Source organism: Candidatus Accumulibacter aalborgensis (assembly GCF_900089955.1).
In the GTDB taxonomy this organism is placed as follows: domain Bacteria; phylum Pseudomonadota; class Gammaproteobacteria; order Burkholderiales; family Rhodocyclaceae; genus Accumulibacter; species Accumulibacter aalborgensis.
Map to the genome: position 1 here is coordinate 189477 of NZ_FLQX01000094.1, position 15395 is coordinate 204871.

Genomic DNA, 15395 nt, shown 5'->3' on the forward strand with positions numbered 1-15395 from the left:
ATACGCGGCGACGATGGCCTTGCCGTTTCGATGGGTGAAGGTTGAACCGGGAACGTGGCCGTCAGTTGGTAGCCAGTGCCCCGATCCGGTATTTGGCCAGCAACTCGTCAGCATAGGCGGAATGCGGTCTGCCCTTGGTCTTGGTGTCATAGGCATCGGTCGCTTCCTTGCCGCACCAGGGCAGAACCAGATCGGGTCGCGACGGATGCGCCGGCAGATACGCGCTGACATCATAGACCGCGCCGCGAATCGCCATCCAGCAGTTGTCCGGCAGCGCGTGTCTGGCCAGTTCTGTCCTTGAGATCACTTTGTCGGCCGCTGTGGCGACGCTTTGTTCAGCAGGCGGCAACCAGAAGCTGCCAGCCCAGAAGGCTAACACCAGCAGCCAGAAAACGAGCGTGGTGGATACGTAGAGTCGGCGCATTATCTGAATCCGAAGTTTTCAAAATGAATCTGGCGGAGCCTGATGCCTCGCTCGCGCAGTGACTTTCTGACGGCGGCAACCATTCCCGGCGGACCGCACAGGTAACACTCTATCCCGGCCAGCTTGAGGGCATCGGGAAGGAGATCATTGACCTCCGGCGGCTCATTGCCAGTGGCCAGAGCCTGCAGCGACAATTGTGGGTCGCTGTCGGCCAGCGCGCGCAATTCTCGCAGAAATGCGGCGTCAGCCTCGGTGCGATAGAGGTAAACGAGAGTAGTCAGTTGGCTGACTGGACCCGCCCGCAGCAGCGCCAGGAACGGCGTGATACCAATGCCGCCGGCCAGCCACAACTGGGGCTCCGCGGGCCGTTCGGCCAGGAAGGTGCCGAAGGCGCCATGCACCCGCGCCAGGACGCCAGGCTCGATGCCCTGGATGCGCCGGCTGCAATCGCCGAGGGCCTTGACGCCGACGCGTATCTCAAGGTCGGCACCGATCGAACTGACCGTGAATGGGTGAAATTCGCCGCAACCCCGGAAACTCGGCCCGGCGAAGAAGGCGACGAGGACGAACTGTCCTGCCGTCGCGGCAATGGGCTCTGCCAGCGGCCTGAGAGAGATCTCGACCATGCCTTCAGCAACCGGAGCAGCCGATTGCACGATGTACGGCCGGGCGGCCAATCCCCGATCCACCCGGAGGAGGCGCCAGCCGAGGAACAGAGCGGCCAGCGCCAGGATTGGCAGTACCGGCTCGTCGATACCGAGTTGCAGCAGATGCCACAGACCGACCAGCACGCCGAACCCCAACGAGACATGCAGCCAACGCCAGATCCGATAGGGAATGCGCGTCGCGAAAGTGGCCGCCAGTCCGAGCATCAACAGCAGCAGCGAGAGCCAGCCTAGTCTGACCGGCCAACCCTGGCTGAAAGGTGAAAGCGTCTGCCAGGCCAGAAGTGGAGAAGCGGGCCAGGGATCGGCAGCCAGCGCCAGCGGGTGCGCCAGCAACAGGACGTAGGCGGCCATCCCGACGCGGTGATGCCATTGGTACATCCGCTCCAGTCCCCCCAGCCAGCGGGACAGCCACGTTTCCCGCAGCATCAGCAGCAGGCTGGCGAGCAACAGGCCGCAGCCTGCCCAGCCCAGGACGATGCCCAGACTGCGTGCCGGCGACAGGCCGGCCGGAAAGGCCCAGTAGACCGGACCTGCCGCAGAAGCCAGGACCAGTAGCGGAATCGATAGCCAGCGAAGATTGGGCATGGGAGCGTGAAGGAATCAACCGGAAGGTTGGCGAGAGTCGCTTGCCGGCTGCAGGTGCTCGCAGAGGTCACGTCCTCCCTGCGGCAACGGCATGCTACGCGCCCTGGCGCGTTCTTCCATGATCTGGTGATGGCTGATCTGGTAGCTGCGGCACTCCTCGTACGTCTTGAAGCCACGAATTCTCGATTGATGTTCGATCCGCTCCTCCGGCGTCATGAGCTGCCAGCCGCGAGTATTCGCCTCGCTGGCCCGCACGGGGCCGCGCGCCTGCGCGTTTGCGGCCAACGAGAGCAGCAGCGCGATCAATAGCCTAGTCTTGCGGGGCTCCATCGCAGCTCCCTCTGCGCCGATTGGCGCTTGTCCTTATCCATGGCCTGCCAGTGCACAGCGAGGTCTCGCCGAAAAGTATTGACCCAGTTTCATTGCCCGCACAGCGGGCTCATTCATTTCTGGGCGGCAACCAGCCGGTCCAGGATAGCACAAGGCTCACACTGCCGTGCTTTCCGCGGCGAAGTAGCGCTTCCGGAAGAACAGCGAAACGCTCACCAGGCCGATCATTACGGGTACCTCGACCAGCGGACCGATGACGGCGGCGAAGGCGGCGCCGGAGTTGATGCCATAGACGGCGACGGCAACGGCAATCGCCAGCTCGAAGTTGTTGCTCGCCGCAGTGAACGACAGGGTGGCGCATTTCCCGTAGCCGGCCCCGACCTTCTTGCCCATATAGAAAGAAATCAGGAACATGAGCACGAAGTAGATGAGCAACGGAATGGCAATGCGCACCACGTCCAGCGGGATGCTGACGATCAGCTTGCCCTTGAGGCTGAACATGACGACGATGGTGAACAGCAGGGCGACGAGGGTGATCGGGCCGATCTTCGGTACGAAGCGCTCGTGATACCACTGCCTGGAGACAAAGCGCAGCATGACCACCCGCGTCAATACCCCGGCGACGCAGGGAATTCCCAGGTAGATGAAGACGCTCTCGGCAATCTGACCGATCGAGACATCGACCACCGAACCCGAGAGACCGAACAGCGGCGGCAGTACGGTCACGAAGAGCCAAGCATAGACACTGTAGAACAGCACCTGAAAGATCGAGTTGAAGGCGACGAGGCCGGCTGCGTACTCGGTCGAGCCCTTGGCAATCTCGTTCCAGACGATCACCATGGCGATGCAGCGGGCGAGTCCGATCATGATCAGGCCAACCATGTACTCGGGCTTGTCCGGCAGGAAGATGATCGCCAGCGCGAACATCAGCATCGGCCCGACGACCCAGTTCTGAATCAGCGACAGGCCAAGGACTTTCTTGTCGACGAAAACATCGGGCAATTCCTCATAGCGCACCTTGGCAAAGGGAGGGTACATCATCAGGATCAGGCCCAGCGCGATCGGAATGTTGGTCGTTCCGACCTGGAAGGAATTGATCAGGTGCTCAACGCCAGGAACGAAGAAACCGAGGCCGACGCCGAGCGCCATGGCGGCAAAAATCCAGACTGTCAGATACCGGTCGAGGAAAGACAGTTTCGTCGTGACAGCGCTCATCTACTGCACGCGCGGCTGGCAAATCTCGGGGTGCCCGCCACAGCAGTTGTCGGTCAGGAAACCGATCAGGCCGTCTATTCTGCCCATCTCGGCATGACAGCGAACGAAACGGCCTTCCTGTACCGTACTGACCAGACCGGCGTGAGTCAGTGTCTTCAGGTGAAAGGACAGCGTCGGAGCGGGCAACTCGAGCTGCTCGGCAATCACCCCGACGGTCAGCCCTGCGGGGGCGTTCTGTACCAGCAGGCGGAAGATGGCGAGGCGGCTGTCTTGCGCCAGCGCGGCGAGCGCGGTGACGGCATCGGTATTGGTCATGTTTCCAACAATACCGAAGTATTGCCCAGGTCGTAAAGCGCTTTGCGTCAGCTTCGGCATTCGATTGCCCCTGTCGGGTCGGAGATCCGCGTCTGTTGGCTGGTCATCCTGGCCAAGCCCGCGAAGTGGGGTTTACATGTTTCCAATATTCTAGCAATATAAAAATGTTTCGCAAAGCGGCGTCGCTTGTGGCGTTCAAGTGGCGTTCGACTCAACGGCTCGCCGGGCTTGGACGTCCAGGCGAGCACCACCCACCATTCGGAGGAACGAGAAATGACGGTCAAGGTTGGCATCAACGGTTTCGGTCGTATCGGCAGGCTGGCGCTGCGCGCGGCGTGGGACTACCCGGAGCTGGAGTTCGTGCATATCAATGAGGCGAACGGGCCGGTCGACTCTGCCGCTCACCTGCTCGAGTTCGACTCGGTCCATCGCCGCTGGCCGCATGAGGTTGGGGTCAGCGACGGGCGGATGGTGGTGGACGGCAAGTCGATCACCTACAGCTCTGCCCGCGATGTCGCCGGCGGCCCGTGGCGCGAGGCGGGAGTCGACATCGTTCTCGAAGCCAGCGGCAAGTGGCGCACGGTCGAGGAACTGTCACCCTATCTGGCGGCGGGCGTGAAGAAGGTGATCGTCGCCGCGCCGGTCAAGGGCGGCGATACGCTGAACATCGTCATGGGCGTCAATGACCAACTCTACGACCCGGCCCGTGACCACATCGTCACCGCTGCGTCATGCACCACCAACTGCCTGGCGCCGGTGGTCAAGGTCGTCCATGAGGCGATCGGTATTTCGCACGGCATGATCACCACCATCCACAGCTCGACCAACACGCAGAGCGTCCACGATCAGATGCACAAGGATCTGCGCCGCGCGCGGGCGTCGAGCCTGTCGCTGGTGCCGACGACGACCGGCTCGGCGACGGCGATCGCGCTGATTTTCCCCGAGCTGAAGGGCAAACTCGATGGCCACGCGGTGCGTGTGCCGCTGCTCAACGCTTCGCTCACCGACTGCGTCTTCGAAATGCAAAGGCCGACGACGGTCGAGGAAGTCAATGGTCTGCTCAAGGCGGCTGCCGAAGGATCGCTGAAAGGAATCCTGGGCTTCGAGGAACGGCCGCTGGTGTCGATGGACTACGCCGGCGACCCACGCTCGGCTATCGTCGACGCTGCGCATACGCTGGTCATCAACGGCACCATGGTCAAGATCTACGCCTGGTACGACAACGAGTGGGGTTACGCCAATCGTTACGTCGAGCTGGCGCAAAAGCTGGCCGCGTCGCTCTAGACAGGCCTTTCACCACCTCGTGCCGGGGGCGGTGGGCGCCACTCGTGCGGGCCACCGCCCGGGCACCGGGAGCACCTTGGAGGACAACGATGAGCGATCCATCCCCAGGCAGGAGCGCCGCTTCGCGCGCCGGCTTGCGCAACTACGTCCTGGTCACCGGCGCCTATTGGGCCGATACGGTGACCGACGGCGCCACCCGCATGCTGGTCCTGTTCTATTTCTACAATCTGGGCTACACGCCCCTGGCGGTCGCTTCGCTGTTCATCTTCTATGAAGTCTTCGGCATCCTGACCAACCTCTTCGGCGGCTACGTCGGCGCCCGCTTCGGGCTCAAGACGACGCTGTTCATCGGCCTCGGCACCCAGTTGGTGGCGCTGTCGATGCTCGCCTTTGCCCCCCGGGGCTGGCTGATCGTCGCCTGGGTCATGGCCTCGCAAGCGCTGAGCGGGATCGCCAAGGACATGACCAAGATGAGTTCGAAGAGCGCGGTCAAACTGATCGTCCCCGAGGATTCGTCGGCGACCCTGTACCGCTGGGTGGCCATCCTGACCGGATCGAAGAACGCGCTCAAAGGGGTGGGCTTCTTCCTCGGCGGCTTGTTGCTCACCCTGCTCGATTTCCAGACCGCGCTCAAAGCGCTCGTCGCGCTGGTGGCGATCACCCTGGTCCTGGCCGCATTGCTGATGCGCGGGGGTCTCGGTGAGGCCAACAAGAAGGCCAAATTCGCTCAAATGTTCTCACGCAACGCGGCGGTCAACAAGCTCGCCGCGGCGCGCATCTTCCTCTTCGGCGCGCGTGACGTATGGTTCGTTGTCGGCCTGCCGGTCTTCCTGTCCAGCGTGCTCGGCTGGACCTTCTGGCAGTCGGGAGGTTTTCTGGCGCTCTGGGTGATCGGTTACGGCATCGTCCAGGCGGCGACCCCCGGCCTGCTGCGCAGCCGCGTCGAGGGGCAGCACGAACCCGACGGACGGACGGCGACGATTCTGGCTTTCGTCCTCGCTGCGCTACCGGCGGGAATCGCCCTGGGCTTGAGCGCCGGCGTCGCGCCAAGTACCGTCGTCGTCGGCGGACTGATCGTCTTCGGTGCGATCTTTGCGCTGAATTCGGCGGTGCATTCGTACCTGATCCTGGCCTACACCGACAGCGACAAGGTGGCGATGAGCGTCGGTTTCTACTACATGGCCAACGCCACCGGCCGTCTCGCCGGAACGGTGCTTTCGGGGGCTCTCTACCAGTGGGGACTGCAGAGCGGGCCGAGCAACGGCCTGATTGCCTGCCTGTGGGCTTCATCGGCCTTCGTCCTCGTCGCCGGCCTGCTGTCACTTCTGCTGCCGCGCCACATCGGCCCGAGGTCGAAGCCGATCAAGCTCGGCGATCTGGGCGATTAGCGCCGCAACCAGCGCGTGGAGCCGGTTCACCCTGCGCACGGCGCTGCTCAAGCGTCTCGATCAGCCAGAGGATCTCTGCGGCCATTGTGCAGTCGAGCTGGGGGTCGTCAGCAAGGAGGCGGTCGCGGCTGCCGGCGACTATCGCCTGCAACTTCGCGGCGGTACGCGAGGTAAGCGGCGATCGCTTTCTGCGTCGCTTACCTCGCCAAGCAGGCGTTGCCGGCGGTGCGCTCGATTTTAGCCAGGATGTCCCAAGCTCTCCACGGTTCGACCGCATGGCCGAACGGCGAGCAACAGTCGATCGCCCGGCCGATCTCCTCCCTCGCCGCGTCGAGGCGGCCAAGCTTGCGCAGCGTGTTGGCCAGCACGTTGGGGTGAGCTTGCGAACCCCAACAGCCCCACCGATTCACCCTCGTTCTGCGCTATGCTGTCAATGAATGTGGCGATTGCAGGTTCTGTAAGCGATGGCAGCGTGTTGGGGTTCGCAAGCTCACCCCAACCTACCGGACTCATCTTGTCAGGGCTGTTAACGACTTTCTGGCGGAGGCAACTGACCTGCTTCGGCCAGGCTGCCTATACTTCAACTTCCGTAATTCGATTTTTCCTCATCGTCAGTCCGAACCTATGAGCGAGTACCAATACTACGAATTCCAGGCCATCGACCGGCCGCTCACCTCCGCCGAGATGAGCGAGCTGCGGTCGATCTCGACGCGGGCGCGTATTACGCCGACGAGTTTCGTCAACGAGTATTCGTGGGGCGACTTCAAAGGTCAGCCTGACGTGTGGATGGAGCGCTATTTCGACGCTTTCCTCTACCTCGCCAACTGGGGCACGCACCTCCTGAAGCTGCGCCTGCCACCGCGTCTGCTGAATCCGGCAAGCGCCCTGACCTACTTCGGCAGCGACAGCGCCTTCGTCAATGTGAAGTCCGGCAAAGGCCTTGCAGCACCTGGTCGACCTGCGAGACCTCGAGGTCCGCGGCAGATGCGGCGATTTTCGCCTGCGCATCGCGTCGTTGCGTCAGGCGAACGCGCGCAAACTCAGCTTCATCAAGCGGCTCGACAAGGCTGGCTTGTGATGGGGCTGGGATGGACTGGGAAGAAAAAAGGCATCGCCGTGGCGATGCCTTTTTCCCGTGGGCTGTCAGCCTAGAAACCAGCGCCCTTGATCGACTTCAGGCCCTTGTAGACGGCCTTGCTGCCCAGTTGCTCCTCGATGCGCAGCAACTGGTTGTACTTGCAGATGCGGTCGGTGCGCGAGAGCGAACCGGTCTTGATCTGCCCGGCGCCGGTACCGACGGCCAGGTCGGCAATGAAGGAGTCTTCGGTCTCGCCCGAGCGATGCGACGAGATGACGCCGTAGCCAGCCTTCTGCGCCATCTTGATGGCGTCGAGAGTTTCGGTCACCGTACCGATCTGGTTCACCTTGATCAGGATCGCGTTGGCCGCCTTCATGTCGATGCCCTGCTTGAGGCGGATCGGGTTGGTGACGAAGAAGTCGTCGCCGACGATCTGCACCTTCTCGCCGAGCGCCTTGGTCAGCTTGACGTAGCCTTCCCAGTCACTCTGGTCGAGACCATCCTCGATCGACACGATCGGGTACTTGGCGCACCAGTCGCTGTACACGGCGATCATCTCGTCGTCGGTGAACAGCTTGTCCGGATTTGACTTCCAGAACTTGTAACCCTGGCGGCCTCCTTCGTCAAAGAGCTCGGAGGAAGCGCAGTCAAGCGCGATGGCGATCTCTTTGCCAGGCTTGTAACCGGCTGCGACGATTGCCTGCATGACGACTTCAAGCGATTCGTCGTTGGTCAGGTTGGGCGCAAAGCCGCCTTCGTCGCCGACCGCCGTCACATGCCCGCCCTTCTTGAGAATACCCTTCAAAGCGTGAAAGACTTCGGTGATCCATTGCAGGCCTTGCGAGAAAGACTCGGCGCCGACCGGCATGATCATGAATTCCTGGAAATCGATCAGGTTGTCGGCGTGCTTGCCACCGTTGATGATGTTGGCCATCGGCGTCGGCAAGGCGAAATCGCGGTTCTTGTGAATCTTGCCGATGTACTTCCACAGCGGCATCTTGCTGACGTTGGCGCCGGCCAGGGTGATCGCCATCGATGCACCAAGGATCGCGTTGGCACCGAGGTTCGACTTGTTGGCTGTGCCGTCAAGGGCGATCATCGCCTCGTCGAGCGCACGCTGGTCGAGCGGATTCTTGCCCTTGAGGAGTTTGGCAATTTTGGTGTTGACCGCTTCAACCGCCTTCAGCACGCCCTTGCCGAGGTAAACTTTCTTGTCGCCATCGCGCAGTTCGCAGGCTTCAAATTCACCGGTCGACGCACCCGAAGGGACAGCGGAGCGAGCCATGAAACCATTGTCGAGGGTGATGTCGACTTCAACGGTCGGGTTGCCTCGCGAGTCGAGGATCTGTCGACCGACGACTTTTGTGATCTTGACGAACTCCGGGGTGGCGACCGAGGCCTCCTCTTCTACCTGTTCGACTTGGTCGACCTGTTCAGTATTCTTCGATTTCTTGACTTTGTTGGCTTTGTTGGCTTTGTTGGCTTTGTTGGCTTTTGCCATGATCGAGCTCCGTGGGAGTGGTTTGGTGGAAACTTCGCGGAAAACTTTTCCAGGCGATCATACCGAATTCAGCTCGCACGGTGCAATGCTTGCGGACGAGGAAAACGCGTTTGCAGCAAACAAATAGCAGAACGGACGCCCCGTTGACCGTCCCGGCGGCCTAGCCAGTGTATTTATCACCGGAAGGGCGATGGCTGACCGTGCGCTTCACCGATCCGCTGCGTACCTCCTGACGCCGGGAGATCGAGAGGACTTGCCACAAAGTGCGCCGAATTCTCTTGACGACTGCCTTGACCGCCACCCGCGTGAGCTCGTTGACCAGCAGCGCAAAGCCAATGATCGTCCTTGGGTTGTACGCCACGATTCCCCAGCGCTCCCGGCGATCGCTCATCCAGGTGGCCTTGTAGCCATCGTCGCCGATCAGGAAATCCACCTCCGCGACGTGATCTTGCTCGATGACGTGCTGCATGAGGTAGACAGTCAGCACAGTTCCCGGTGCGTACGACGCAAAGGCCTCATCGTAGGCCACCTTGTAGATACTGGCCTTGTTGCGATCGACTATCCAGAGCTGCGCCGCAATCGTTCGCTTGTTCAATCGTGCGAAGCCGAGACGAAGCATGCCCCGCGCGGCAAGCTGCCGGATCAGGGAGGGCACGAACTCGGGATAGGGCTCCGGTTTTTTCCAACTCGCAGCGTAGATGCCCTGAAAGTCGACGATCGCTTCTTCAATCTGCTCCAGCGTGGTGACGATGTCCAGCGTTCCCCCGTCGGCGGCAAACGCCTTGCATCGTCGCCGGATTGAACTGCGCAGGTTGGCACTTCGCTTCTTGAGATAGTCTTGCCAGGTACCGTCGACCTTGAGAAACCAGTTGCCAAAGGCGAAGAACTGAAACGGGATCCAGTCGTTGGCCCGCAGCCCACTGAGCAGGGCCTTGTACGTCGAGGAGTCGGGATCCATGGGTGTGAAGCGCATCACATGGGCGTCCCCATGGTCTTGCCCTGCTGTGGCAAGCAAGTCCTTCAAATCGACCAGATCGCCATCGTGACCCACTAAAGGAGCGTACAGCGACGTATAGTAGTTGCTCAGCGACTCAATACTCCTGACGGGTCCCTTCTTCGTCAATCTCACGGGCAGGATCACCTGAGGGAATTGCCTTTCGGCAACAACGTAGTAACGCACACCTGGGTCGTCGGCGTAGACCTGCTTCTCCAGAAGCTCCAGCCAGTCGACAGATGCTTCAAGACTCTGGTTGGCCGAGAACTCGCCAAGGTCGTACTGCCCGGCGGTCAGTGCCTCGATGCTCTCGTATCTATTGACACTGACCGGCAGAGGATCAAGGCTCGACGCTCGCCGGCTCGTCTTGAAGTCGCGAAAATTCTGCCGGAAAGCTTTGAGCAACGAGAAAACAGCCGCGTACAGTGGGCTCCTGAATATTTGATGGCTACGAATGGTGTAGCCAAAGGTGGACCACTCCTTTTGATCGCGCGTCGCATTGGTGTAAAAATCGATCGTTTTCCGCGAAGGAAGCGCGAATTGCTCCTCGATCAAGCGAAAAAGCAGCAGCCGGCCCGGCGCGAAGCGCGCCAGGGTTTCGTCGTAGGCCGTCTTCAGGATGATGATCATGCGATCGTTGCTCAGCACAAGCCGCGAGGAAGCCAGGTGACTGCCAATATGAAGTTCATAGATCGCCGCCTGGCCAGTCAATGCGAAGCGCAGCAGTACCGCGCTGTAAAATACTCCCTGCTCGTTGTCGCTTGCAATCGCAGTTCCTGCTCGTCCCTTCCAGCCGGATGTTTCAAGTACCCCATACCGGGTGATCGCGGCGTCCATGTCGTCAGGATTGACCACCGTTGACAGGCAAGGGGCGCTGAATTCGGTTTCTGCTCGCCGAAAATAGCGGCCAATGTTCTTCGCGAGATTCTTCGGGCGTTCTCTCCAGTAAGCGGTGAACTCACCCGTCGGTTCGATTCCGATTGAGCACGCGTGTGCGATAACGATCTGGGGAACCGACAAGCGCCAGAAGTCCGGAGCATAACGTGGGTCCACGGCGTACAGTTCGAGTGTCCAACCCAGTCCCGGCAGGGCAGCCAGCAGCGTTTCGAGGAGGCAGGCCTCCTCAAGCAGGACTGGAATTGCCTGTACCTGAGACGGACAAAAACTCGACCACTTGCCCAGTCCACTCGGGCCAAGGATCAGGGCGCCCGAAATGCCATCGACTGTCCGGTGAATGCACAGCCGCTCGCGACCATCGCCGAAATGATCCAGCAGCGGGCCCACAAAACGACTGTCGAAAAAGGGATGGCGGCCGCACAGTCTGGCATTCAGCCGGTCCCAGTCCTCGGCAAACTCGGCGAAGGCGGCTTTGGCGCCGTGGATTTCCCATCCCATCACCGAGCTCCCGCGACAGATCGGTGGAGAGTCTTGTCTACGGCGGCGGTCATCCAGTCCATCTCAATCCCGGTCAGCGACTGATGGCACGGCAAGTGGAGCAGGTGCTGGCGATAGTCCTGCGAGATCCGGCAAGCCGAGTCGGCCATCTCGTCCCAGCGCCAGATTGGCACGCCGAGATGCTTCAGCCAATAAAAATGTGGGTCCGGATGGTCAATATATAGCGGGAACATATAGGGTGCGCAGTCTGTGGGCAAGATAGGGAACAGGGCATGGCAGTTCGGAACGGTCGCGACGGCTTGCACCCAGCGCTGGTAGTTCTCGCGTCGGCAGCGGATGTTGTCGTCGAGCGATGAATGCTCAGCGACAAACTGCGAGCAACGCAGCGACGCCCTGGCGGCGGCCAGTTCCGAGAAAAGCGATGAGGGCGCAGACCGTTCGATGACTTCGTGATTGCCAAGGGCCACCGCGCCGGCGCTGATGTCAGCCAACCGCAAGTCGATCGAAGCCAAGTCGCCAGCGAGGCGCCCTGTCGATCGGCCACGTTCCAGGACGTGCTTGATACCGCGTAACTCCTCGAAAAAAGTAGCTGATCGCGTTGCCACATTTTCGAGAAGGCAAGCGTCAGGGGCGTAGAGCAATCCGCCGTCGTCGCAGGCAAAAAACTTGTAGGGACTGGAAACGACGAATTGACCATGGATCCCGCTGCCGGGTGCGCGAAAGTTCTCGGTAAACAGGACATGCGAACAGTCCTCAATCAAAACGATATGGCGATCAACGCACCACTGTCTCAAACCGCAAAAATCGCGGACGATGCCAAAGTAGTGGGTGGCCAGCAGCGCTTTGACCGGTTTCTGGATTCTGGCAAGAAGCAGGTCCAGGGCGACGAGGTCGGGTGAAAGATCGGCCTGAAGAGGATACAGATGCACTTCTGCATTCAGGGCCAAGGCCGGATCGAGCATCGTTACGCAATGATAGGCAGGGGCCAGAAGAACTCCCTCGCTATCGAGACCAGCGAGTCGATATGCCGCGCCAAGTGCATATCGACCGCGCATGAAATGGCAGAAGTGGTTCGGCGTTCGCTGCCGAGCCGATACCGAGCGCCACGACATGGGCGATGGGCAGACAGGGGTGCTTGGCAACGGAGATACCCTCGATCCTGGAAAATCACAAGGTTCCGGGTCAAAGCGAAGGAACTTCAAGGCAAGCCGTCCGCCACCGGAAACTGGCTCATTGGCAGGTGGTTGGGAAGCGCCCGTTCGAGCTCGTTCATTTGCCGCGCGCCTGACCCAGAGGTGCCAGGTGCAAGGCCTGCCGCTTCAGCCTGCCGGCGCCCACGTAGGGCGCCAGATTGCTCACCATCAGTTCGAAAGACAATAGACGCAGGAACATGGCCCAGCCGCAGTCGGCAGCGCCCAGGCTGCGATGGGATGCCAAGGAGCGTTGGTTGAGAGAATTGATGCGGCTGAGCGTGTAGACCACACCCTCCGCTTTCAAGAGAGCATCAAAGGCGTCCCAGAGTTTTGGAAACAGCAAGCTCAGACGATGAGAATCGACCACAAACACATCGAAATCCCAGACATAGGCGTCGCCCGCTGGCAGCCAGTAGTCAACTCGCACCTCATCCTCGGCATAGTGCCCACGCACAAACCAGATACAGCCGACCAGTTGTTCGTCCTTGAGGGCAGCGAGACACTGGGCGCCCTGAGCGAAACGTTGGGCAATGACGGCAGCCGGTCGGCCCAAGGCAAGCAACAAGGGATCAGGCGTGCTGATCGACCGGAAGCTGAACGCCTTGGCTCGGTTGAGCGCCAGTCGTGGCTGCGCGGTCAAGGGCTGGGCGACGAACTGATACAGGTAGAGGCCGGAGGCGGGATCCAGTGCGCGTAGCAGACGATCAATGATCAGGACCAGGGTTTTGGCGAAGCCAAGCTCGTCATATGTGGCGCGAAGCCTGTTCAGGGTGAAGAGCCTCATCGACCGGATTTTCCCCGTAGCGGTGTCATTCAAGTCGCCACCAGGCTGTCGAGCCAGGCCAAAGTGGCGTCCTCGACTTGCCCGCGCCAGGCCCGGGTCGAGAAGGTGTGGTCGGCATCGGCAACCTCAATCCGGCGGACCTTGGCCGCTGCGGTGAGACCCGACCAGGCGCCACTGGTGCCGACAAACTCGATGAACTCTTTGGCCGTATAGTCCTGCCCGCTCAGGATCAGGAGTACGCTCCCGGCAAACTGCCGCCAGCCGTCCGCCATGCGTTCCTGGAACGAGCGCGATTCGGCCCTGCCAGACGGGTTCTGACGGCGTGCAAGAAGCGCCGTCTGGAGCAGGCCCTGAACGGATTTCAGAACTCCCAGCCGACCCTTGAGCAGCTTCCACCAGAACTCGCGCTGCAGCAGGCGCTGGCCGTAATAGTGTTTGATGTGGGTCTGTGCCAGACTGGCCTCGGAGCGCACCCATGGGTTGAGGATCGCCAGACCGGCAATCCTGTCGTCCTGGGTCGCGTCGACGTATAAAAGAGCCAGCGATGCCGCGTCACAGAGCCCCCAGAGAACAATGCGCTGGACGGCCGGGCAGGCGCGCTGGAAGGCTTCGATGGCCGCGCCGATGTCTGCCGAAGCCTGCTCGAAGCCGCGCATCGCACCGCTGGCGTCACCCATGCCGCGATAGTCGAAGCGCATCACTGGATAACCTTCAGCCGCCAGCCGGCGCGAGAGCAGCAGGAACTGCCGATGACTGCCGACCCGGTACTGCGGGCCACCGACGACGATCAGCACCCCACAGGTCGAGCGTCCGGCGGCCATGGAGCCGTGGACGGCAGCCTGCGACCCAACTCCATTCCCTTGCCCTGCCGGCAGCGCCTGTCCGCCGCTGCAGGACAGCGCAGGCTCGACCGGCCCGGGCTGTGGGCGGGCAACGATGCCCAGCAAGAGGTCGCCGGCACACGGGAACAGCACAGCTTCTTCAACGAAATTCATGTCGATTCGATCCCGGACATGGCCATGATGCTGGCCTCAAGCAGCGCCGGACATTCAGTGATTTCGACGGTCTGCCAGAATGCGGGACCATTCACCGAGATGCCACGGACGTGATGGCCGGCGGCCTGCCACTGGCTCAGCCGCGCAACGGCTACCGGCGACAGGCCACCATCGGACTTGCTGGAGATCTCGATCCATTCGACGCGGCACGACCGATGCGATAGCATCAGCTCTGCATTCTCCAGGCTGCCGGCGAGTGTTGAAGACAGCAGATAGCCGGCAATCTCCGCCGCCTCGCCCCGTCTCAATTGGCTCCGCATGCGCTCCATCATCCCCTTGCCGTCGCCGCCGAGCATCTCGGCGGCTATCTTCAGGCGCAGGAACCGCTGCAGAAACTGTTTTCCCGAAACAACCGGCTGCCAGAACAGCAGATTGACCGGACGTTCCATGCGATTCGCCGCCTCGATTGCCAGCAGGCAGCCGGTGCGCTGGCCCCACAACCAGAGCGGCGCGGCAGTCCGCCGTTGCAACCAGTCGCAGGCGAGGGCCACGTCGGCCAGCCAGTCCTCCCAGGTGGCATCGCCAAAATCGCCCGAACTATCGCCACAACCCAGCAAATCGATCTGCAGCACAGCGTAGCCGGCAGCGGCCATTGCTCTCGCCTGCAAAGCGGCCATATGCCTGGATTTATTGAGTTCCTCGGCAAAAGGATGGACGTAAACAACCGCTCCATGCGGCTTTTCCGACGCCTGCGGAGCATGAAAGAGGGCCAGGCGCTGGCCCGCAGAGGCCGGCAGAAAGAATGCTTCGAAGGCCATCACGGACGCTGCTTACACAACCGCTGTAAGCTTGCCTTGCACGAAGTCAATCAGGGTTGCCAGAGTGGCAAATACCGCGCCGTCGATCTCGTCGTCTTCCACGGCAAACCCGAAACGTTCTTCCAGCGTGGTGATCAGGGCAACCACGGCCATCGAATCGAGTTCAGGAATCGCCCCGAGCAGTGGCGTGTTCAGTGTGAATCCGCTGGCGCGGCCCTTGAGGCTCAATACCTCGTCAAGAACCGACACAACTTCGTGTCCGACAGCCATGTAGTCTCCTGTAGGTGCGATTTCGACGGCTACGGCTGCCGGCTGGGCAGCGACCGTTTGAGCCGCAATTATACCGAAGCGAACGACCTGTCCCGTGGTAATCGTTTAGCCCCCCGCTCGCCGGCACCGCCCCTCAATCAGGCGGCAGCCGGTAGCGG

General features: G+C 61.3%; 15 protein-coding genes and 1 pseudogene. 3 read left to right on the forward strand and 13 right to left on the reverse strand.

Features of this window, described 5'->3' with window-relative positions:
- Window positions 1–61: 61 nt before the first annotated feature.
- From ACCAA_RS06410 to ACCAA_RS06430, 5 genes are all read right to left on the reverse strand, one after another.
- Window positions 62–424 (reverse strand): cytochrome b5 domain-containing protein, encoded by a 363-nt coding sequence (locus tag ACCAA_RS06410; RefSeq protein WP_186406392.1) that lies wholly within the window; start codon window positions 422–424, stop codon window positions 62–64.
- A complete protein-coding gene (locus ACCAA_RS06415; RefSeq protein WP_186406393.1) occupies window positions 424–1677 on the reverse strand; it encodes a ferric reductase-like transmembrane domain-containing protein in 1254 nt (417 codons plus the stop codon). The genes ACCAA_RS06410 and ACCAA_RS06415 overlap by 1 nt, the downstream gene beginning before the upstream one ends.
- A 15-nt stretch (window positions 1678–1692) precedes the next feature.
- Window positions 1693–2007, reverse strand: a complete 315-nt coding sequence (locus ACCAA_RS06420) for a hypothetical protein (protein ID WP_186406394.1) — start codon at window positions 2005–2007, stop codon at window positions 1693–1695.
- 156 nt (window positions 2008–2163) lie between these two features.
- On the reverse strand, window positions 2164–3222 hold the full coding sequence (arsB, locus tag ACCAA_RS06425) for an ACR3 family arsenite efflux transporter (protein ID WP_186406395.1): 1059 nt from the start codon (window positions 3220–3222) through the stop codon (window positions 2164–2166).
- On the reverse strand, window positions 3223–3537 hold the full coding sequence (locus ACCAA_RS06430; protein ID WP_186406396.1) for an ArsR/SmtB family transcription factor: 315 nt from the start codon (window positions 3535–3537) through the stop codon (window positions 3223–3225). It abuts the gene before it with no gap.
- 273 nt (window positions 3538–3810) lie between these two features.
- Between ACCAA_RS06430 and ACCAA_RS06435 the strand changes: the two genes are divergently transcribed.
- On the forward strand, window positions 3811–4821 hold the full coding sequence (locus ACCAA_RS06435; protein WP_186406397.1) for an ArsJ-associated glyceraldehyde-3-phosphate dehydrogenase: 1011 nt from the start codon (window positions 3811–3813) through the stop codon (window positions 4819–4821).
- 89 nt (window positions 4822–4910) lie between these two features.
- Window positions 4911–6209, forward strand: a complete 1299-nt coding sequence (gene arsJ / locus ACCAA_RS06440; RefSeq protein ID WP_186406398.1) for an organoarsenical effux MFS transporter ArsJ — start codon at window positions 4911–4913, stop codon at window positions 6207–6209.
- A gap of 197 nt (window positions 6210–6406) precedes the next feature.
- On the opposite strand, the gene ACCAA_RS06445 is transcribed toward arsJ, so the two are convergent.
- Window positions 6407–6619 carry a hypothetical protein gene (locus ACCAA_RS06445; RefSeq protein ID WP_186406399.1) on the reverse strand — a complete coding sequence of 71 codons (213 nt, stop codon included), beginning with the start codon at window positions 6617–6619 and terminating at the stop codon, window positions 6407–6409.
- Between the two features lie 214 nt (window positions 6620–6833).
- Between ACCAA_RS06445 and ACCAA_RS21970 the strand changes: the two are divergent.
- Window positions 6834–7103 (forward strand): annotated as a pseudogene (locus ACCAA_RS21970) (hypothetical protein); the annotation flags it as partial.
- Between the two features lie 254 nt (window positions 7104–7357).
- On the opposite strand, the gene eno reads toward ACCAA_RS21970, so the two are convergent.
- The 7 genes from eno to ACCAA_RS06485 form a co-directional block, all read right to left on the reverse strand.
- Entirely contained in the window at window positions 7358–8788 is a 1431-nt protein-coding gene (gene eno / locus ACCAA_RS06455; protein WP_245754466.1) for a phosphopyruvate hydratase, read from the reverse strand.
- 160 nt (window positions 8789–8948) lie between these two features.
- Window positions 8949–11177: a GNAT family N-acetyltransferase gene (locus tag ACCAA_RS06460; RefSeq protein ID WP_186406401.1), complete on the reverse strand. Its 2229-nt coding sequence runs from the start codon at window positions 11175–11177 to the stop codon at window positions 8949–8951.
- Entirely contained in the window at window positions 11177–12289 is a 1113-nt protein-coding gene (locus tag ACCAA_RS06465; protein ID WP_342674035.1) for a DegT/DnrJ/EryC1/StrS family aminotransferase, read from the reverse strand. Before ACCAA_RS06465 ends, ACCAA_RS06460 begins: the two co-directional genes overlap by 1 nt.
- A gap of 157 nt (window positions 12290–12446) precedes the next feature.
- Window positions 12447–13154: a hypothetical protein gene (locus ACCAA_RS06470; protein ID WP_186406403.1), complete on the reverse strand. Its 708-nt coding sequence runs from the start codon at window positions 13152–13154 to the stop codon at window positions 12447–12449.
- Window positions 13155–13183: 29 nt separating this feature from the next.
- Window positions 13184–14149: a hydrolase 1, exosortase A system-associated gene (locus ACCAA_RS06475; protein ID WP_186406404.1), complete on the reverse strand. Its 966-nt coding sequence runs from the start codon at window positions 14147–14149 to the stop codon at window positions 13184–13186.
- On the reverse strand, window positions 14146–14967 hold the full coding sequence (locus ACCAA_RS06480; RefSeq protein WP_186406405.1) for a hydrolase 2, exosortase A system-associated: 822 nt from the start codon (window positions 14965–14967) through the stop codon (window positions 14146–14148). Before ACCAA_RS06480 ends, ACCAA_RS06475 begins: the two co-directional genes overlap by 4 nt.
- A gap of 12 nt (window positions 14968–14979) precedes the next feature.
- Window positions 14980–15237, reverse strand: coding sequence for an acyl carrier protein (locus tag ACCAA_RS06485; protein WP_186406406.1), 258 nt, complete (start codon window positions 15235–15237; stop codon window positions 14980–14982).
- Window positions 15238–15395: the final 158 nt, after the last annotated feature.